Origin of the sequence: Streptomyces griseicoloratus, from assembly GCF_014534645.1 — a bacterium.
Lineage (GTDB): Bacteria > Actinomycetota > Actinomycetes > Streptomycetales > Streptomycetaceae > Streptomyces > Streptomyces griseicoloratus.
Map to the genome: position 1 here is coordinate 84,185 of NZ_JACVQF010000184.1, position 19,666 is coordinate 103,850.

Consider the following 19,666-nt stretch of genomic DNA (forward strand, 5'->3'; position numbering starts at 1 on the left):
GAGGCGGCGGCCTTCCGGCGTACGGCTACTCCGGCTCCGCGGCGCGCCGCCTCGGCTCCTCCGCCTCCCGGTCCCGGTCGGGCCCGAAGCACAGCAGGTCAGCGGCCGCCTCCCGCAGCAACCCGGCGTCGTCCGGACGCTGGAGGCAGGCCAGGCGGTAGGCGAGACCGCGGGCCCACGCCGGCAGAGCCGCCCAGTCCTCGGCGAGGACCTCCCTCAGCATCGCCCGGATCTCGTCCGCACCCGCGAAGGTGACCTCCTCGACGAACTCCCCGACGGCTTCCCGGACCCGCCGGCTCCCGGCACCGGCCTCGTCGAGCGCCCTGCCGAGGTTCCTGGCCGCGAGGGACAGTCCGGGCGCCTCCGTCCCCTCCGCAGGAACTCCCTCCCCTGATCGACCGGCCGACATCACCAGTCCCCGTAGTCCTCCACCAGGGTGCCGATCAGCGCGAGCAGCGCGTCGGCCCGGTGCCGGTCCTCACGCTGGGCGCGCAGGGCCTCGTCCCCGGCCCGCAGCCGGGCCAGGGCGGCCGGATCACCGTCCGCCACCTCGTCGAACACCGGCCGGCCGACCAGGTCCAGGCACTCGCCGAGCAGCCGGCGGGTGGCCTCGGACGGCGGGGCGGGGTCGGGGTCGGCGAACCCGGTGGTCAGGTACCGGGCAGGATCGGTCAGGCTCCAGCCGGCGACAGTGCCGTGCCGGACGAGGAGCGTCACGTCGGGGGCGATGCCGATGCGGGCCTCCGGCGGCCCGTCGAGGGCGCCGGGATCGCGCAGACAGACCAGCACCTCGTCCCCGGGAGCACGGCACAGCACCGTGCACATCTCCAGCCGGAAGTCCCGGACCTCGTCCGCACGGACTCCGCCCGGGCGCACCGCGGGCACGACGGGCACGCGGGCGGAGGTCTCGGAATCGGCCCACGCGTACGGCATCCGGAACTCGGCCCCGACCAGCTGCCGGCTGTCCCGGTCGAACCCGAGAACGTCAGAGGCGTCCCACAGCCACTCCCGGCTGCCGAAGGTGGCCGCGAGGAACCGCTCACGTTCCTGTCTGTCCGCATGACCCGCGACGTCCACGGAATCGCCCGTGAAACGGGGTGTGACGGGCAGCGGGTCGCCCGTCGCCGTCGCGGTCCAGTCGCCGATGGTGATGCTCATGGGGGAGGGCGCCGCGAGTGGCGGCACTACGGCATGTGCCCTTCCTCGACCACCTCTTCGGCCTCCTCCAGCGCGTCGGCGGCCACTTTGCGCAGCTCTCCCCCGAGCGTCGCAACGGACTCACGCAGGAAGCCGACCACCTCGTCGGAGGAATCGGCCAGTTGGGGAATCAGATAGCAGACCTCACGGAAGTACTCGGCGTCCGACCCGTCCGCGTGGCTCAGCAACTGGGGCAGCGCCGCCAGGATCTCGCTCCTGCAGTAGTCCGTGACATCGACGGACCCGTCCTCCAGCCCGGCGCGCACACCGGCGTTCCGGGCGTTCAGGATCGACTCCAGGAGGCTCACGGCCTGCGGCGTCAGCGGCGTGCCCGCCCGGGCCAGGCCCGTCAGCGCGTCGACGCAGGGCGCGGCGGCACTGTACAGATGCCCCTGGTTGGCGACCTCGCAGTACAGCAGCCGGCCGGCGCGGGACCGCTCGTCGGGGTCCTGCCCGACGAGGCGCTCCAGATGCGCCGCGAGCCCGGCCGCCGGAACGCTCAGCGTCTCCAGGGAGTCCCAGTCCCAGGTCCGCGAAAAGATCACTGCAGGTCACTCTCCCACGTCGTTCCCGGTGCGAACTGCTCGCGCGACGTGCGGCCCTCGCACCGCACACACACCGCTTCCGGCACCCGTTTCAGAGGCCTCAGGGGCACGCTGTAGATGATATCTTCCGGCCTCGCCCCCTTACGGACGAGTTCGTCCCGGACCAGATCCTCCGCACAGAAGTCCCCGGCCCCGGTCTTCTTCAGGCCCACCGCGACCTCACCGGTGCGCACGTCGACGCCCGCCGACCCCATGGCGTACTCCCTGATCTTGCTGCGGGACATCGTCTCGTGCATCTCGTCCAGCTTGTCGGAGAGCGCCTGGTTGGCCCTCTGCGACGCCTCCTCGTAACTGAGCCGCCGGGGATACGGCGAGAGACCGAGCGGGTCCCCGGCGCTGTACGGGTTGTCGACGTACGTCACCGGGTTCGGCGCCGGATCGATCCCCAGCGGGTCGGGGGCCGTGTACCGGCCGGTCTCCGGGTCGTAGTGCCGGAAGAGGTTGTAGTGCAGCCCGGTCTCGGGGTCGTAGTACTGGCCCGGGAAGCGCAGCGGGGTGTAGGCCGTACTGGACCGCGCCCAGGCGGTGGTGCCCCAGAGCGTGGTGCGGGTACGCCAGACGATCTCGCCTGTCTCGTCGACCAGTTCGGTGGGGGCACCGATCAGGTCTGTGGCGATGGCGAAGAAGCGCCGGTCGACCTCCTCCTGACGGGCGTCCGGTGTGAGGATGCGTTCCGTCTGGGCGATGGGCACGAGACCGCGATGGTCCCAGGTGAGGACCACCGCGTTCGGCACGTCCTCGGCGACCGTGGTCTGTTCGCACAGGGTCATGCCGTCCCAGCTGAACCGGACCTCCTCCACGACCGATTCGCCGTCGGCCGCCAGCCGCTGCTTGGCGGTGCGGCGGCCCAGCGGGTCGTAGCGGTAGCGCCACCGGGTGCCGTCCGGGGTGGTCACCGCCGTGAGGCGGTCCTCGGCGTCCCACTCGTAGCGCCAGGTGTCGGGCCTGCGCGACAGACGGGTCTTCTGGCGCAGGACGACCCGGCCGAGCGCGTCGTGCTCGAAGCGGACGTTGCCGGCCCGGGCGATCGTCGTGCCCGAGTAGACACGCGGGCCTGTGGCCTCGTGGCCCGGGTGGGACGACGGCCAGGACGCCTCGGTCTGGTTGCCGGAGGCGTCGTAGGCGTACCGCTCGGTCCAGCCCCGCGCATGGACGGCGGTGACCCTGCCGAGCGGGTCCAGGTCGAAGCTGCGGGTGCCCGACAGCCGGTCCTCGACCGAGGTGAGATGACCGTCGGCGCGATAGGCGTAGGTGCGGCTGTTGAGGGTGCGCTCCCCCGCGGTGAGGTGCTGCGCGGCCAGCCGCCCGGCCTCGTCCCAGGCCGAGGACAGGGCGAGGAAACCGCCGAAGACGCGCTCCAGCTCCCGCCCGGCCTCGTCGTGGGTGAACGAGATCTCCTGTTCCCCGGCCCTCACCCGCTCCGGACGCCCGGCGGCGTCATAGGCGTACGTGGTGACCAGGCCGGTCGGCGTGACCCGGCGCACCCGGTGGCCGGCGGCGTCGTAGGCCAGGTCCATGGCCCTGCCGTCGACGAGTTCGGTCTTGAGCAGGCCACGCCGGTCGTAGCGGCGGACCAGCTCGCCGTCCGGACCCGACGCCTGGACCAGGCGCCCCGCCCGGTCGTACAGATAGGAGGTGACCCGGCCCCCGGCGTCCTTGCGGACCATCCGGCCCAGCTCGTCGTACTCGTACGCGATGGTGCCGCCGAGCTGGTCGGACCGGGCGACGAGCTGCCCCGCGGCGTCCAGGCGGTAGGTGACCGTGCGGTCGTCGAAGTCCGTCTCGGAAACCAGCCGCCCGGCGGCGTCGTACTCATAAGTCCACGTCAACCCCTGCGGTGCGGTCACCCGGGTGAGCCGCAGCCCGGCGTCGTGCTCGAACTCGTAGCGGGCACCATCGGGCCCGGTGCGCGCGGCGAGCAGGTCGAAGTGGGTGTACTCGAACCGGGAGACACCACCGGCCGGATCGGTCCGGGACAGGCAGTTGCCCTCGCCGTCGTACGTCCACGACTCCCGGGAACCGTCGGGACCGATCCGGCCGGCGAGCAGGCCGTCCGGAGTCCACGACAGGCGGGTGACACCCCCGGCGGGGTCCGTGACGCACACCTCCCGGCCGAGCGCGTCCCGCTCGATGCGGGTGACACCCCCGGCGGGGTCGGTGACCTCCACGGGCCGCCCGGCGCCGTCGCACCGCACGGTCGTGGTGGCACCCAGGGGATCGGTGACCGAGACCAGCCGGCCGGCGCCGTCGTACGCCAGGCGCGTGGTGTTCCCGGCCGGGTCGGTGACAGCGGTCCGGTTGCCCCGCTCGTCGAACTCCTGCAGCCAGCGAGCACCGTCCGGCCCGCGAAGCTCGGTCGGCAGCCCCAACGCCCCCCGTGTCGCACGGAGTTCACTGCCGTCGGGATGCGTGACGGTGACCAGCCGGCCGTCCTCGTCGTGCGCGAAGACGGTCGTCCGGCCGAGCGGGTCCGTACGGGACAGCAGGCTGCCCCGGGTGTCGTAGGCGTAGCGGGTGGTGTTCCCCAGCGGATCGGTGGTGGCGATCACCCGGCAGCGGCCGTCGATGCGGTGCCGCGTCACCGCGCCGTCCGCCGTGGTCAGCGTCGTCGTGCGGTGGCCGGTCTCCGGGTCCGGGTCCGTGTAGGCCAGCGTGATCTGGACGTGCCCGGCCTCACCGCCCTCGGCCACGACACGGTCGCGGTCGTCGTACGTGTAGTCGTAACGGCTGCCGTTGGAGTCGATCCACGCCGTGACACGGCGCCGGTCGTCGTAGGCGAAGGTGGTCGTGGCACCCGAGGGTTTCGTGACGGCCGTGAGGTTGCCGTCCTCGTAGCCGTACGACATCAGCGGCAGGTCGGAGCCGTCCTCCCCCGCCCCCGCCAGCGACAGCGCCGTGACCAGGCCGTCCGCACACGTCACCGTCACCTGATGTCCCGCCGAGTGGACCAGGGCCAGCGGCAGGCCGTCCTCGGCCCGGTCGACGTCGACGGTGTGACCGTTGCGTTCGGTGACGGACACCAGCCAGGCGGTTCCGTCGCCGCCGGGTTCGCTCCCGAGCGGGGCGGCGAAACGGCGGACCACACCCGTGTGGGTGTCGGTGACCGTGTAATCGCCGTCGGCGCCACGGGCCAGCAGCATCCGTCCCGCACCCGACACGGGGCGCGTCGACGCACCGGGCACCGGATGCGGATACGGGATCAGCAGACCGTCGGCGGTCACGTGGACGACACCGACCGGGTCGACCAGAAGGCGCTCGTCCACCGTGGAGATCCACGACGGGCCGAAGAACCGGCCCGCCGTGCAGCCGGACTCGGTACGCCGGGTGAACGCCAGCGGCAGGATGCCGGGAATCTCCACATCCGTCTGCGGCAGGAACATACGGCCCGAGGCGAGGTCCACCGGGTCCGTGCCATCGGTGGTGCGCTCACCGTCCGGACGGTTGTGCGTGCCCTCCGGCGCATCGTCGACCAGCTTGCGCACCCGCGCGGCATCGGCGGCGTCCGCGGCGACACGCACCCCCTTCACCGCCGCACCGCCACCACCCGTGGCCACGGTCAACGCCAGGTCGGGAATCAGCCGGCCGAACCCCTCCGACGGGTCCTTCATGAAGTCGCTGACCATCTGCCTGCCCGTACCGACCGGGTCGTTGGCCGCCACCACCAGCCCCGCCGCCAGACTGTTGAGAGAGGTGGCGTACTCGGCCGGGTGCGTGATGTTGTACGGATCCATCGGATTGACACTGCGGACGAAGTTCACCAGCCCCGCGGTGCCCTTGATGATCCCGCCGCCGACATGGTCACCCATGATCTGCAGCTCCTGCACACCGTCACCGAGCTGCTCGGCGTACGACGGCTTCTCCGGCGCCTTGTCACGAGCCGCACGGACCGCACTCCGGGCCGTCTCCGCAGCGGTGTTGCGCTGCTTCCGCGCCTCCGCCAGCAGATCCTGCGCCTCCTGCATCAACTTCTTGCCCGGATCGTCGAACGTCGGAGCCGGACACGGCGGCAACGTGGACGGATCCCGCTTGTCCGGGGCCTGCGCGTTGTACCGCTCCACCGCCTTGTTGTAGTCGTCGATCTTCTTGCGGTGGGCGTCCGCCGCCTCCTCCGACGCCTTGACGCCCTCCTTCCACTTGTCGATCGCCGCCTGGGCCTGGCCCTGCGCCCACTCGACGGTCCCGGCGAACGCCTCCAGCGCGGCAGCCGCCTCCCCACAGGCGTCGGCACCCTTGAACCACTTCGGCGGCTGAGACCCCACGACGGTCCGCAGCGTGTCGGCCGCCTTGCCCTTGAGCTCGGAGGAATCCAGCCCCTTCAAACCGTCACCGACGTCGTCGAACGACTTCTGGAACGCCCGCAACCGCTCCGCGGTCGAACGAAGCTTCGACGCGCTGCCGTAGACGAGCTTCGTCTTGTCCTCGGTCTGACCGAGATCCATCTCGTCGACCTCGGCACCCATCCGGTTCGCGACCGAACGGGACTGCTCCCGCACCCAGTCGGCACCGGACTCCCAGCCGACGTCGTCCAGCCGGTCCGCCGTCCAGTTGCCCGCGTCCTCGACCCGGTTGCCGACCCACTCGACACCGTCCTCGACCGCGTTCTCCACCGAGTCCGGCGTGATGTCACTGATGAAACCGCCGATACCCACGCTCAACTCCCCCCGGACTCACCCTGCTGGGCCTCTTGCTGCGCCTGCCGGGCGCGCTCCTCGGGCGACGGGCCGAAGGTGTCGTCCAGCGCCTGGTTCCACTGGTCGTCGGAGATGCCGAGCATCCCGTTGATCATCTCCGACCGCTGCCCGCCCTGGCCCTCGGTGAGCACGGTCCGGCCGGTGTCCTTCCACGTCTGCGAGATGTCCTGCTGCGCCTGCTGGAACGACTGAGCACTCCAGTCCGGGTCCAGCGCGTCGGGCGTGAAGACATCGCCCCAGTCCTGCTGGGTGATCTCCTCCTCGGACGCATGCGGGTTGCCGCCCATCACGGCGTTCACCCCCACCTTCAACGCGCCCTCGACGTACTGGTCGTGCTCCCACTGCGTGCCGGCGGCCAGGCCCAGACGGTTGGCGATCTCGCTCGCGTCGTGGACCAGGGCACGCACGCCCCACTCCCAGCGCTCGCAGAAGTCCTCGAAGTCCGTCGACAGACCGTGGTGACCGGCCTCCATGCCGGTCATCGCCAGCTCGGAGAAACCCTTGCCCATGACCGAACCGGTGGCGTCCCCGATCTCACCGAGCTGGTCGATCGTGCCGCCCAGCCCCTGGGTGAACTTCGCCACGGCGGCCTTGTCGAACCGCAGGTCGGGCCCGTCACCGCTCATGCCCGGCCCCCCTCTGCGACCGCACCGACGTCGACCGCGGCCCCGTCCGGCACGATGCCGGACACCGGCGGGAAGAACATCGACCCGTCCTCGGTGGCGATGTCCACGGCCAGACCGGCGGGCCCCTCCATCGCCGGCACCACCTCGTCGACGATGCGGGCGCCGAGCAGCGCGGCGTACTCCACGGACCGGTCGCCCGGCCCGTGGTGTACGGCGAAGCGGGCCAGCGCCGCCTCGTCGGTGAAGGCACAGACCCAGCGGACGCCGCCCGAACTCACCGTCCACAGACCGCCGTCGGCCAACGGGACCAGCAGGGTCGACCTGCGCATCTCGCCCACCAGAGCGCACGGGTCGCCAACACCCGCCCGTCGTTCGGCAATTCGCTCGGCGAGCACCGTCCTTGTCTGTTCCACGGCTCCTCCCCCGTCCCAGGTGCTGATGGAACCCTAGGGGAGGACGCGTACGGCGGGGCAGACGGTTCTCGTGCAGGAACCGTGAGCGTACGACGAGGCCCGCGCCCCCCGTGGCCGGGGAACGCGGGCCTCACCCATGCCTCGCGGGGCCGTCAGCCCTTGGACGCCTTCTTCTCCTCGGCGTCCTGGATGACCGCCTGGGCCACCTGCTGCATCGACATGCGCCGGTCCATCGACGTCTTCTGGATCCACCGGAACGCGGCCGGCTCCGTCAGCCCGTACTCGGTCTGCAGCACGGACTTCGCCCGGTCCACCAGCTTCCGCGTCTCCAGCCGCTGCGAGAGGTCCGCGACCTCCTTCTCCAGCGCCTTCAGCTCCGTGAACCGCGAGACGGCCATCTCGATCGCCGGAACGACGTCACTCTTGCTGAACGGCTTCACCAGGTACGCCATCGCCCCGGCGTCCCGGGCCCGCTCCACCAGGTCGCGCTGCGAGAACGCGGTCAGCATCAGCACCGGCGCGATGCTCTCCTCGGCGATCTTCTCGGCCGCGGAGATGCCGTCCAGCTTCGGCATCTTCACGTCCATGATCACCAGGTCCGGCCGGTGCTCACGGGCCAGCTCGACGGCCTGCTCCCCGTCCCCGGCCTCGCCCACGACGGAGTAGCCCTCCTCCTCCAGCATCTCTTTGAGATCCAGCCGGATGAGCGCCTCGTCCTCGGCGATGACGACGCGGGTCGTCAGCGGAGGCACGTGCGACTTGTCGTCTTCGGGCACGTCTACGGGCTGGGGCGACTCGGGGGCGGTCACGTGGCGCTCCTTGTTCCGGGGCAGGCGGTACTGCTCTCAAGAGCCTACCTAGCTGCGGCTGACTAGGGTGAACCGGTACACTCCTACGGGCTGGCCGGCCGGGTTGGCGGAATGGCAGACGCTGATGTCTCAAACACATCTGTCCGAAAGGGCGTGCGGGTTCGAATCCCGCACCCGGCACCCCTAAAGCGGAGACTCACATTCTCGTGAACCTCCGCTTTTTTCTGCGCGTCGTCACCGCCGGTGACAGACCGTGGTCGAATGAACTTTCACGGCACTGACATGCGACAGAAGGCACTCACACTGCTGCGCGACGGCGCGAAGAACGCGGATGTGGCGCGCAAACTGAATGTTCCGGCGGGCACGATCAGCTACTGGAAGCACATGGACCGGGCCAAGCGGGGCGAGTGTCCAGGAAAGCATGATCCGAGCTGCCCCAGGTGCCATGGGCGGGAACTGGAGGAGCCCGCCTACAGCTACTTACTGGGGCTCTACCTCGGCGATGGCCACATCAGTCACTACTCCGGGCACCGTGTACCGAACCTCATGATCACCTGCGCCGAGTCCTGGCCCGGGCTCATGGACGACTGCGAACGGGCCATGCGCGCGGTCTTCCCCGACAACTCGGTCTGCCGTGTCCGCAAGACAGGCTGCCGCAACGTGAAGGTCTACTCGAAGCACCTGCACTGCCTCTTCCCTCAGCACGGCCTGGGCAAGAAGCACAACCGCGCCATTGCCCTCGAAGCCTGGCAGCAGGAGATCGTCGACGCCCACCCCTGGGAGTTCATCCGCGGCCTGATTCACTCCGACGGCTGCCGGATCACCAACTGGACCACCCGACTGGTGGGTGGCTTGCGCAAGCGGTACGAGTATCCGCGGTACCTCTTCGCCAACAAGTCGGACGACATCCGGAAGCTTTTCACGGACACACTCGACAAGGTCGGCGTCGAGTGGACGACTCTCGCACGCGGCAGCGACCCCTTCAACATCTCCGTCGCCCGCAAAGCCTCCGTAGCTCTCATGGACGACCACGTGGGCCCCAAGTACTGACCCGGGGCCCGTGGCGCGCAGGTCCCGTCCTCAGTCCTCGCCGATGCGGTGGACGCGGACCAGGTTGGTGGTGCCGGAGACGCCCGGCGGGGAGCCTGCCGTGATGATCACGACGTCGCCCTTCCGGCAGCGGCCGTACTCGGTCAGCAGTTCGTCCACCTGGTCGACCATCGCGTCCGTGGAGTCGACGTGCGGGCCGAGGAAGGTCTCCACGCCCCAGGTGAGGTTGAGCTGGGAGCGCGTCGCCGGTTCGGGGGTGAAGGCGAGCAGCGGGATGGGTGACCGGTAGCGGGAGAGGCGGCGGGCGGTGTCGCCGGACTGGGTGAAGGCGACCAGGAACTTCGCGCCGAGGAAGTCGCCGATCTCCGCCGCCGCGCGGGCGACCGCGCCACCCTGGGTGCGGGGCTTGTTGCGTTCGGTGAGCGGGGGCAGGCCGCGGGCGAGGAGGTCCTCCTCGGACGCCTCCACGATGCGGGCCATCGTCCGGACCGTCTCGATCGCGTGCTTGCCGACGCTGGTCTCGCCGGAGAGCATGACCGCGTCCGTTCCGTCGATGACCGCGTTGGCCACGTCGGACGCCTCGGCGCGGGTCGGGCGGGAGTTGTCGATCATCGAGTCGAGCATCTGGGTCGCGACGATGACCGGCTTGGCGTTGCGCCTGGCGAGTTTGATGGCGCGCTTCTGGACGACCGGGACCAGTTCGAGGGGCATTTCGACGCCGAGGTCGCCTCGGGCGACCATGATGCCGTCGAAGGCGGCGACGATGTCGTCGATGTTCTCGACGGCCTGGGGTTTTTCGATCTTGGCGATGACGGGGAGCCGGCGGCCCTCCTCGTCCATGATCCGGTGGACGTCGAGGATGTCGCGTCCGCTGCGGACGAAGGAGAGGGCGATGACGTCGAAGCCGGTGCGCAGGGCCCAGCGCAGGTCGTCCTCGTCCTTCTTGGAGAGGGCGGGTACGGAGACGGCGACGCCGGGGAGGTTGAGGCCCTTGTGGTCGGAGACCATGCCGCCCTCGACGACCTCGGTGTGGACGCGGGGGCCGTCGATGCCGGTGACTTGCAGGGCGACTCTGCCGTCGTCGACGAGGATGCGTTCGCCGGGGGTGACGTCGGCGGCGAGGCCGGGGTAGGTGGTGCTGCAGCCGGCGCGGTCGCCTTCGACGCCTTCCTCGACGGTGATGGTGAAGGTGTCGCCGCGTTCGAGGAGTACGGGTCCTTCGGTGAAGCGGCCGAGGCGGATCTTCGGGCCCTGAAGGTCGGCGAGGGCGCCGACGCTGTGGCCGGTTTCGTCGGACGCTTTTCGGACGTGGCGGTAGCGCGCTTCGTGTTCGGCGTGCGTGCCGTGGCTGAAATTGAAGCGGGCGATGTCCATTCCCGCGTCGACCAGGGCTTTGATCTGATCGTACGAGTCGGTGGCGGGCCCAAGAGTACAGACGATCTTTGCTCGGCGCATGGGTCGAGCCTATGACTTACCAGCCGGTAGCGAATTGGCTGCGCATGACGACTCAACCACCTTTGAGTAAAGGGTTATTGACAACCGCTGAATTGTGCGACGAGGTGCTCTGATGAGCATTCGGGGCCCACTGGTCATCAGATCGCAACCTGGTTGGTCTGTTGACACACGGCATGCTCAGGACAGAATCTACGCGCGTTGTTGATCGTGCGTCGCCGAGGAGAGCCAGCCATGCCGTTGAACCGCCGGAAGTTTCTGAAGAGGTCCGCCGTGACGGGGGCGGGGGTCGCGATGGCCGGCGCGGCGGCTGCTCCGGCGGCCGGCGCGGCACCGGCGGACCGGGGGCACGGGCGCCCGGCCAAGCGGTACGCGCTGACGGTGATGGGCACGACCGACCTGCACGGGCACGTCTTCAACTGGGACTACTTCAAGGACGCGGAGTACGCGGACGCGGCGGGCAACGCCCAGGGTCTGGCCCGTATCTCGACGCTGGTGAACCAGGTCCGCGAGGAGAAGGGCCGCGGCAACACGCTGCTGCTGGACGCCGGCGACACGATCCAGGGCACGCCTTTGACGTACTACTACGCCAAGGTGGACCCGATCACGGCCGAGAACGGTCCGGTGCACCCGATGGCGCAGGCCATGAACGCCATCGGCTATGACGCGGTGGCGCTCGGCAACCACGAGTTCAACTACGGCATCGAGACGCTGCGGAAGTTCGAGGAGCAGTGCCGTTTCCCGCTGCTGGGTGCGAACGCGGTGGACGCGAAGACGCTGAAGCCCGCCTTTCCGCCGTACTTCATGAAGACGTTCCGGGTGAAGGGCGCTCCGCCGGTCAAGGTGGCCGTGCTCGGTCTGACGAACCCCGGCATCGCGATCTGGGACAAGGCGTACGTGCAGGGGAAGCTGGCGTTCCCCGGCCTGGAGGAGCAGGCGGCCAAGTGGGTGCCGAAGCTGCGCTCGATGGGTGCGGACGTGGTGGTGGTGTCGGCGCACTCGGGTTCGTCGGGCACGTCGTCGTACGGTGACCAGGTCCCGTACGTGGAGAACGCGGCGGCGAACGTGGCCCGGCAGGTGCCGGGGATCGACGCCGTCCTCGTCGGGCACGCGCACGTGGAGATCCCGGAGCTGAGGGTCACCAACGAGGAGACCGGGAAGACGGTCGTGCTGTCGGAGCCGCTGTGCTACGCCGAGCGGCTGACGCTGTTCGACTTCGAGCTGGTCTTCGAGCGGGGCCGCTGGCAGGTGGAGTCGGTCAGGGCGTCGCTGCGGAACTCGGCCGCGGTGGAGGACGACCCGCGGATCACCAGGCTGCTGTCGGACGAGCACGCGAAGGTGGTGGCGTACGTCAACCAGGTGGTGGGGACGGCGACGGAGACGCTGACGACGGTGGAGGCGCGGTTCAAGGACGCGCCGATCATCGATCTGATCACCAAGGTGCAGGAGGACGTGGTCAGGGAGGCGCTGGCGGGTACGGAGTACGCGTCGCTGCCGGTGCTGGCGCAGGCGTCGCCGTTCTCGCGCACGTCGGAGATCCCGGCGGGCGATGTGACGATCCGGGATCTGTCGAGCCTGTACGTGTACGACAACACGCTGGTGGCGAAGCTGATGACGGGTGCGCAGGTGCGGGCGTACCTGGAGTACTCGGCGGAGTACTACGTGCAGACCGCGGCCGGCGCGCCGGTGGATGTGGACCGGCTGACGAACGCGAACGGCCGCCCGGACTACAACTACGACTACGTGTCGGGGCTGACGTACGAGATCGACATCGCGCAGGCGCCGGGTTCGCGGATCAGGAACCTGTCCTTCGGGGGTGCTCCGCTGGACGACGCGCAGCAGTTCGTGCTGGCGGTGAACAACTACCGCGCCAATGGCGGCGGTGCGTTCCCGCATGTGGCGTCGGCGAAGGAGCTGTGGTCGGAGTCGACGGAGATCCGGACGCGGATCGCGGAGTGGGCGACGGCGAAGGGTGTGCTGGACCCGAAGGACTTCGCGTCGGTGGGCTGGCGGCTGACGCGCGACGGGAAGCCGGTGTTCTAGCCGCCGTCCGGGTGCCCCGCGACCGGCGAGCGGGGCGCCCGGAGGACCGGGACGACGTGCCGCTACCGGTTGTCGGCCAGGGGGACCAGTGACCTCGCGGTCTCCCTGACCGCGGGGGCTGCGTCGTGGCCTGCCAGGCCGAACGTCGTGAACGCCGTGCGGCGTGGCAGTGGGTAGGGCCGGCGGCCCGTCAGGTCGTTCAGGATCGTCGCGCTGCGCCAGGCGGCGAGGCCGAGGTCCGGGGTGCCGATGCCGTGGGTGTGGGTCTCGGCGTTCTGGACGTAGACCGTGCCGGTGACGGAGGGGTCGAGGAGCAGGCGGTAGCGGTCGTCGACGCGGGGGCGTTCGCGGCTGTCGCGGCGGATGTAGGGGGCGAGGCCGGCGAGGATGCGGCCGAGGGGGCGTTCGCGGTAGCCGGTGGCGAGGACGACGGCGTCCGTGGTGAGGCGGGTGCGGGTGTTCTGCTGGGTGTGTTCCAGGTGCAGTTCGATCTTGGTCGTGGCGATGCGTCCGGCGGTGCGGACGTGGACGCCGGGGGTGAGGACGGTGTCGGGCCAGCCGCCGTCGAGGGTGCGGCGGTAGAGCTCGTCGTGGATGGCGGCGGCGGTGTCGGCGTCGATGCCCTTGTGGAGCTGCCACTGTGCGGTGACGAGTCGGTCGCGGACGGGTTCGGGCAGGGCGTGGAAGTAGCGGGTGTAGTCGGGGGTGAAGTGCTCCAGGCCGAGTTTGGAGTACTCCATGGGGGCGAAGGCTTCGGTGCGGCCGAGCCAGTGGAGCCGTTCGCGGCCGGCGGGGCGGTGGCGGAGCAGGTCGAGGAAGATCTCCGCACCCGATTGGCCGGTGCCGATGACGGTGACGTGTCCGGCGGCCAGGAGTGCGTCGCGGTGGCCGAGGTAGTCGGCGGAGTGGATGACGGGGACGCCGGGGGCGTCGGCGAGGGGCTTGAGCGGGTCGGGGACGTGGGGTTCGGTGCCGATGCCGAGGACGAGGTTCCGGGTGTGGGTGCGGCCGAGGGCTTCGGCTTCCCCGTCGGCGTCGAGCTGGGTGTAGTCGACTTCGAAGAGGTGGCGTTCGGGGTTCCAGCGGACGGCGTCGACCTGGTGGCCGAAGCGGAGGGTGGGGAGGTTCTCGGCGACCCAGCGGCAGTAGGCGTCGTACTCGGCGCGCTGGAGGTGGAAGCGCTCGGCGAAGTAGAAGGGGAAGAGCCGGTCGTGGGCGCGTAGGTAGCTGAGGAAGGTCCAGGGGCTGGTGGGGTCGGCGAGGGTGACGAGGTCGGCGAGGAAGGGGACCTGGACGCGGGCGCCGTCGATGAGGACGCCGGGGTGCCAGTGGAAGGCGGGGCGCTGGTCGTAGAAGGCGGTGTCGAGGCCGGTGAGGGGGGCGGCGAGTGCGGCGAGGGAGAGGTTGAAGGGGCCGATGCCGATGCCGACGAGGTCGCGGGGGGTGCCGGTCTCGTGGTGTGGGGGGTGCGGCGCGGGGGTCATCGGGGGGTGTTTCCTTCCACGTGGTGCACGAGGCGCAGGAGGGCGGCCAGGTCGTCGGGCCTGGTGTGGGGGTTGAGGAGGGTGGCCTTGAGCCAGAGCCGGCCGTCGGCGCGGGCACGGCCGAGGGCGGCGCGGCCGGTGGTGAGGAGGGTGCGGCGGATGCGGGCGACGGTGTCGTCGGTGGCGCCGGTGGGGCGGAACAGGACGGTGCTGATGGTGGGCGGGGCGTGGAGTTCGAGGCCGGGGTGGTCGGTGACGAGTTCGGCGAGCTGCTGGGCGAGGGCGCAGACCTGGTCGACGAGGGCGCCGAGGCCGTCGCGGCCGAGGGTCTTGAGGGTGACGGCGGTCTTGAGGATGTCGGGGCGGCGGCTGGTGCGCGGGGAGCGGCCGAGGAGGTCGGGGAGTCCGGCTTCGGTGTCGTCGTCGGCGTTGAGGTAGTCGGCGCGGTGGTGCAGTGGGGTGAGGTCGGCTGCGTCCTTGACGGTGAGGAGGCCGGCGGCGATGGGCTGCCAGCCGAGTTTGTGCAGGTCGAGGGCGACGGTGTGGGCGGTGTCGAGGCCGGTGAGTTTCGGGCGGTGCCGTCCGGAGAACAGCAGGCCCCCTCCGTAGGCGGCGTCGATGTGGAGGCGGGCCGCGTGGGCGGCGCAGCGGTCGGCGATCTCGGGCAGGGGGTCGATGAGTCCGGCGTCGGTGGTGCCGGCGGTGGCGGCGACGAGGTGGGGGCCGGGGGTGCGGGTGAGGGCTTCGTCGAGGGCGGCGGGGTCGAGGGTGCCGGCGGGGGCGGGGACCGTGACGGGTTCGGGGAGTCCGAGGAGCCAGGCGGCGCGGGGCAGGGAGTGGTGGGCGTTCGTGCCGTGCACGAGGCGCACGGTCCTGCCGTGTGCCTCACGGGCGAGCAGCAGGGCGAGTTGGTTGGATTCGGTGCCGCCGGTGGTGACGAGGGCGTCGGCGGCGCCGGTCTCGTGGGCGAGGGCGCGGGTGACGAGGGCTTCGAGGGCGGTGGCGGCGGGCGCCTGGTCCCAGGAGTCGAGGGAGGGGTTGAGGGCGCTCGCGGCGAGGTCCGCGGCGGCCGCGACGGCGAGGGCCGGGCCGTGCAGGTGGGCGGCGCACAGGGGGTGGGCGGGGTCGGCGGCGCCTTCGGCGAGGGCGGTGACGAGGGTGCGCAGGGCGTCGGGGTCGCCGGTGTCGGGCAGGACGTCGCCTACGGCTTCTCGTACCCGGGCGGTGACGGTGTCGGGGCCGCCGGCGGGCAGTGGGCCGCCTCGGGTGGCCGTGCCGGTGCGCAGTGCGTCGAGCACGGTGCCGAGCAAGGGCCGCAGGGCGTCGGGCCCGTGGGGGCCTGAGGCGAGGGGCGGCATGCCCATGGGCTGTCCTCCGGGCGCGGAGACGGGGGCTCCAGCTTGTACGCGGATGCGTGCTTGCGCCCGAAAAGCCCAACGATCAGAACCCGAAAGGGGGTACTGCCGTACGGGGAAGGCGTGTCGGTGTCGCTCTGCGGGGTGCGGCCGGTCCCCGGTGGGAGGTCACCGGGGGCCGGCCGTGGTGCCGTGTCGGCCGGGGCGTGCCGTGTCAGCCGGCCGTGTGGGCCTCCCGTACGCGCAGGGCGCGCGCGAGGTCGTCGAGCTGGTCGACGAGCTTGCGGCGCAGTGCGGGGATCGGGTCGGCGTCGGCGAGGCATTCCCGGCCGAGGCGCAGGTTGTCGGCGTCGACGGCGTGGGCGGGGAAGGCCCAGCGGCCGGCGGCGTCGGCGATGGCGGGGCCGCGGCGGGCGGCGACGGCGACGGCCTCGGTGTAGTAGCGCGGTACGTAGTCGCGTACGAGGTCGGCCTGTTCGGGCTGCCAGAAGCCCTGGGCGGTGGCGGTGAACAGGTAGTTCGAGAGGTCGTCGCGGGCGAACATGGCTTCCCAGGCGCGGGCCTTGGCCTCGGGGTCGGGCAGCGCGGCGCGGCAGCGGGCGGCGCCCTCCTGGCCGGTGGCGCTGGGGTCGCGCTCGAGTTCCGCGGCGATGGCGGCCTCGTCGGTGGCGCCGAGGACGGCGAGGCGGGTGAGGACGCGCCAGCGCAGTTCGGGGTCGAGTTCGGGGCCGCCGGGGACGGTGCCGTCGGCGAGCCAGGCGGCGATGGTGTCGGGGTGGGCGACGGTGTCGATGCGGTGGCGTACGGCGATCAGGCGCAGGCCGGGGTGGTCGCCGTCCTCGGTGCGCCGGATGAGGTCGCGGCACAGCTCGGTGAGGGTGGCGAGGGCGGCGGGGCGCCCGCCGGGGGTGAGGTAGCGGTCGGCGACGTGGACGGTGGCGAAGGCGAGGACGCCCTGGACCAGGGCGAGGTCGGTCTCCGCGGGCAGGTGGGCGGCGGCGGTGGCCAGGTAGTCGGCCGGGGCGAGTTCGCCGTCGCGGACCATGTCGCGCAGCGCGTTCCACACGACGGCGCGGGTGAGGGCGTCGGGGATGCCGGACAGACCGCGCAGAACGGTTTCCAGGGAGGTCTCGTCGAAGCGGATCTTGGCGTAGGTCAGGTCCAGGTCGTTGGGGACGACCAGGGCGGGGCGGGTGCCGGGGCGCGGCTCGGGGGCCGTGTCCCGGGGGACGTCGGTCTCGTAGCGTTCCCGCAGGACGAGGCTGCGGCCGTCGCTGAGGTCGCGGTCGTACACGCCGACGGTGACGCGGTGGGGGCGGTCGCCGTCGCGGTCGAGGGCGAGGGCCCACTGGCCGGGGCGGGAGTCGACGGACGCGGTGAGGGTGTCGACGCCGGTGGTGCGCAGCCAGGCGTCGGCCCAGGCGTGGACGTCGCGTTCGGTGGCGGCGGCGAGGGAGTCGATGAAGTCGGCGAGGGTGGCGTTGGCGAACCGGTGCCGCTTGAAGTGGATGTTGATGCCGGCGAGGAAGTCCTTCTCGCCGAGCCAGGCGACGAGCTGGCGCAGGGCGGAGGCGCCCTTGGCGTAGGAGATGCCGTCGAAGTTGAGGAGGGCGGAGGCGGTGTCCTCGACGTTCTCGGGGGCGACGGGGTGGGTGGAGGGCCGCTGGTCGGCGTCGTAGCCCCAGGCCTTGCGGGAGACGCCGAAGTCGGTCCAGGTGTCGGTGAAGCGGGTGGCCTCGGCGGTGGTCTGGTAGCCCATGTACTCGGCGAAGGACTCGTTGAGCCAGATGTCGTCCCACCACCTGAGGGTGACGAGGTCGCCGAACCACATGTGGGCCATCTCGTGGGCGATGACCATGGCGCGGGTCTGCCGTTCGGTGTCGGTGACGGCGGAGCGGAAGACGAACTCGTCGCGGAAGGTGACGAGTCCGGGGTTCTCCATGGCGCCGGCGTTGAACTCGGGGACGAACGCCTGGTCGTAGGAGTCGAAGGGGTAGGGCTCCTCGAACTTCTCGTGGTAGCGGTCGAAGCAGGCCCGGGTGACGTCGAGGAGTTCGTCGGCGTCGGCGTCGAGGTGGGGGGCGAGGGAGCGGCGGCAGTGGATGCCGAAGGGCAGGCCTCGGTGCTCGGTGCGCACGGAGTGCCAGGGGCCGGCGGCGACGGCGACGAGGTAGGTGGAGATCAGGGGGGTGGTGGCGGCCTTCCAGCGGCCGTCGCCGGTGTGTTCGGTGATGCCGTTGGCGAGGACGGTCCAGCCCTGGGGCGCGGTGACGGTGAGGTCGAAGACGGCCTTGAGGTCGGGCTGGTCGAAGGCGGCGAAGACGCGCTGGACGTCGTCCAGGAACAGCTGGGTGTAGACGTAGGTCTCGCCGTCGGTGGGGTCGGTGAAGCGGTGCATGCCCTCGCCGGTGCGGGAGTAGCGCATGGTCGCGTCGACGCGGAGTTCGTGCTCGCCGGGGGTGAGGTTCTTCAGCGGCAGCCGGTTCTCGTCCAGGGTCTCGGGGTCGAGGGGGTGTCCGTCGAGGGTGACGGCGCGCAGCTCGGCGGGCTTGACCTCGACGAAGGTGTCCGTGGCGTCCGTCTCGCCGCGGACGGTGAACCGGATGACGGTGCGGGAGTCGAAGGTCTCGTCGCCACCGGTGAGATCGAGGTCGATCGTGTAGTGGTGGACGTCGAGGAGCTGGGCACGGGTCTGCGCTTCGTCGCGCGTCAGTACGGACATGCAGGACATGCTGCCTGATGCGGTCGGCACGGCACAGGGGCGGTTCGGGTACGCGGATTATGTCCGGCCCTTTTCGAGGTCGTCGCACTCCCCGGCGCGCGCCCCCCGGGGTGGCGGGAGCGGGGCGTGGTCGCGGGGAGGGGCGTCGGGGTGGGGCAGCGCGGGGCTCGGGCGGTGCCCGTCGGCCCCGGTGTGCTCCCGGAGCCGGGCGCGCAGTTCGCGTACCTCGGTCTCCAGGGCGAGGTGGCGCTGGTGGGTGTCGTAGAGGTAGCGGACCTTGGTGCGCAGCGCCCAGGGGTCGACGGGTTGCGTGACGACGTCGGCGACGCCGAGGGCGAAGGCGGTGGAGCTGAGGGCGAGGTCCGGGCCGAAGCCGGTGAGGAGGATCACCGGTATGCGCTGGGTCTGCCGCAGGCGGCGCATGTAGCGCACGACGTCCAGTCCGCCGCCCTGGGGCATGCGCACGTCCAGCAGGAGCAGGCCGACGTGGCCGCGGAGCGCCTGTTTGAGTGCCTGGTCGCCGCTGGTGGCCCGGCCGACGCGGTAGCCGAGCGGGGCGAGGGCGCTCTCCAGGGCGTAGAGGGTGTCTTCGTGGTCGTCGACGATGAGGATCCCGGCGTCCGGGGGCATGACCGACCTCCCTCCCCTCGTGGACGGCTCAGCTGCGTCCAGGGAGCCGGCGGACGGTGCCCGCCGGCCGGCAGGGGATGTACGTGGCAGCATGCCCCGTGGACGCGCCGGTGTCACTCCCCCGGGGCGGTCTGCCGGGCCATGCCGGGGGCCGTGCCGTTGCCGGTGTCCTCGGCGATGCGCTCGTGGTGGCGGATGACCTCGGCGATGATGAAGTTGAGGAACTTCTCGGCGAATCCCGGGTCGAGCTTGGCGCTTTCGGCGAGTGCGCGCAGTCGGGCGATCTGCTTGGCCTCGCGGGCCGGGTCGGCGGGCGGCAACTGGTGCCGGGCTTTGAGGTGGCCGACCTGCTGGGTGCATTTGAAGCGCTCGGCGAGCATGTGGACGACGGCCGCGTCGATGTTGTCGATGCTGTCGCGCAGCCGGCTCAGCTCCTCGCTGACGGCGGGGTCGACGGCACCGGTGCCGGTGTTGCTGGTGGTCATGGGGGCTCACCCTACGGTGCGTGCCGTCGGCCGGGGCCGGCCGTCTCAGCCTTCGGCCGGGATCGCGCGGCGGGGTGGCGGTTCCGGCCCGTCGGCGCGGGCCG

15 protein-coding genes and 1 tRNA gene are annotated in these 19,666 nt (G+C 71.2%); 3 read left to right on the forward strand and 13 right to left on the reverse strand.

Going from position 1 to position 19,666, the window contains the following annotated elements; all coding sequences use genetic code 11:
• Nucleotides 1-25: 25 nt before the first annotated feature.
• The 7 genes from H0H10_RS11710 to H0H10_RS11740 form a co-directional block, all read right to left on the reverse strand.
• Nucleotides 26-409, reverse strand: a complete 384-nt coding sequence (locus H0H10_RS11710; protein ID WP_188180836.1) for a hypothetical protein — start codon at nucleotides 407-409, stop codon at nucleotides 26-28.
• On the reverse strand, nucleotides 409-1,158 hold the full coding sequence (locus H0H10_RS11715; RefSeq protein WP_188180837.1) for a hypothetical protein: 750 nt from the start codon (nucleotides 1,156-1,158) through the stop codon (nucleotides 409-411). The genes H0H10_RS11710 and H0H10_RS11715 overlap by 1 nt, the downstream gene beginning before the upstream one ends.
• Before the next feature lie 26 nt (nucleotides 1,159-1,184).
• Nucleotides 1,185-1,742 (reverse strand): hypothetical protein, encoded by a 558-nt coding sequence (locus tag H0H10_RS11720; protein ID WP_188180838.1) that lies wholly within the window; start codon nucleotides 1,740-1,742, stop codon nucleotides 1,185-1,187.
• Nucleotides 1,739-6,451 carry a putative T7SS-secreted protein gene (locus H0H10_RS11725; RefSeq protein ID WP_188180839.1) on the reverse strand — a complete coding sequence of 1,571 codons (4,713 nt, stop codon included), beginning with the start codon at nucleotides 6,449-6,451 and terminating at the stop codon, nucleotides 1,739-1,741. Before H0H10_RS11725 ends, H0H10_RS11720 begins: the two co-directional genes overlap by 4 nt.
• Nucleotides 6,452-6,453: 2 nt before the next feature.
• Nucleotides 6,454-7,119, reverse strand: a complete 666-nt coding sequence (locus H0H10_RS11730) for a hypothetical protein (protein WP_188180840.1) — start codon at nucleotides 7,117-7,119, stop codon at nucleotides 6,454-6,456.
• Entirely contained in the window at nucleotides 7,116-7,448 is a 333-nt protein-coding gene (locus H0H10_RS11735) for an SseB family protein (RefSeq protein ID WP_223179740.1), read from the reverse strand. Before H0H10_RS11735 ends, H0H10_RS11730 begins: the two co-directional genes overlap by 4 nt.
• A gap of 236 nt (nucleotides 7,449-7,684) precedes the next feature.
• A complete protein-coding gene (locus H0H10_RS11740; RefSeq protein ID WP_188180842.1) occupies nucleotides 7,685-8,341 on the reverse strand; it encodes an ANTAR domain-containing response regulator in 657 nt (218 codons plus the stop codon).
• 97 nt (nucleotides 8,342-8,438) lie between these two features.
• Here H0H10_RS11740 and H0H10_RS11745 point away from each other — a divergent pair.
• A tRNA-Leu gene (locus tag H0H10_RS11745) sits at nucleotides 8,439-8,521 on the forward strand.
• Nucleotides 8,522-8,602: 81 nt separating this feature from the next.
• Nucleotides 8,603-9,391, forward strand: a complete 789-nt coding sequence (locus tag H0H10_RS11750) for a helix-turn-helix domain-containing protein (protein WP_188180843.1) — start codon at nucleotides 8,603-8,605, stop codon at nucleotides 9,389-9,391.
• A gap of 30 nt (nucleotides 9,392-9,421) precedes the next feature.
• On the opposite strand, the gene pyk is transcribed toward H0H10_RS11750, so the two are convergent.
• Entirely contained in the window at nucleotides 9,422-10,846 is a 1,425-nt protein-coding gene (gene pyk, locus H0H10_RS11755; RefSeq protein WP_188180844.1) for a pyruvate kinase, read from the reverse strand.
• A 231-nt stretch (nucleotides 10,847-11,077) separates the two neighbouring features.
• Here pyk and H0H10_RS11760 point away from each other — a divergent pair, with 231 nt between their 5' ends.
• Nucleotides 11,078-12,886: a bifunctional metallophosphatase/5'-nucleotidase gene (locus H0H10_RS11760; protein ID WP_188180845.1), complete on the forward strand. Its 1,809-nt coding sequence runs from the start codon at nucleotides 11,078-11,080 to the stop codon at nucleotides 12,884-12,886.
• Between the two features lie 62 nt (nucleotides 12,887-12,948).
• Here H0H10_RS11760 and H0H10_RS11765 read toward each other — a convergent pair whose 3' ends face one another.
• The 5 genes from H0H10_RS11765 to H0H10_RS11785 form a co-directional block, all read right to left on the reverse strand.
• Nucleotides 12,949-14,370, reverse strand: coding sequence for a lysine N(6)-hydroxylase/L-ornithine N(5)-oxygenase family protein (locus tag H0H10_RS11765; protein ID WP_188180846.1), 1,422 nt, complete (start codon nucleotides 14,368-14,370; stop codon nucleotides 12,949-12,951).
• Nucleotides 14,367-15,734, reverse strand: a complete 1,368-nt coding sequence (locus H0H10_RS11770; protein ID WP_188180847.1) for a pyridoxal phosphate-dependent decarboxylase family protein — start codon at nucleotides 15,732-15,734, stop codon at nucleotides 14,367-14,369. Before H0H10_RS11770 ends, H0H10_RS11765 begins: the two co-directional genes overlap by 4 nt.
• Before the next feature lie 205 nt (nucleotides 15,735-15,939).
• On the reverse strand, nucleotides 15,940-18,456 hold the full coding sequence (gene pepN / locus H0H10_RS11775) for an aminopeptidase N (protein ID WP_188180848.1): 2,517 nt from the start codon (nucleotides 18,454-18,456) through the stop codon (nucleotides 15,940-15,942).
• 48 nt (nucleotides 18,457-18,504) lie between these two features.
• Complete coding sequence (locus H0H10_RS11780; RefSeq protein ID WP_188180849.1) at nucleotides 18,505-19,077, reverse strand: response regulator; 573 nt, start codon at nucleotides 19,075-19,077, stop codon at nucleotides 18,505-18,507.
• A gap of 113 nt (nucleotides 19,078-19,190) precedes the next feature.
• Nucleotides 19,191-19,562, reverse strand: a complete 372-nt coding sequence (locus H0H10_RS11785; RefSeq protein ID WP_188180850.1) for a chorismate mutase — start codon at nucleotides 19,560-19,562, stop codon at nucleotides 19,191-19,193.
• Nucleotides 19,563-19,666 lie beyond the last annotated feature (104 nt).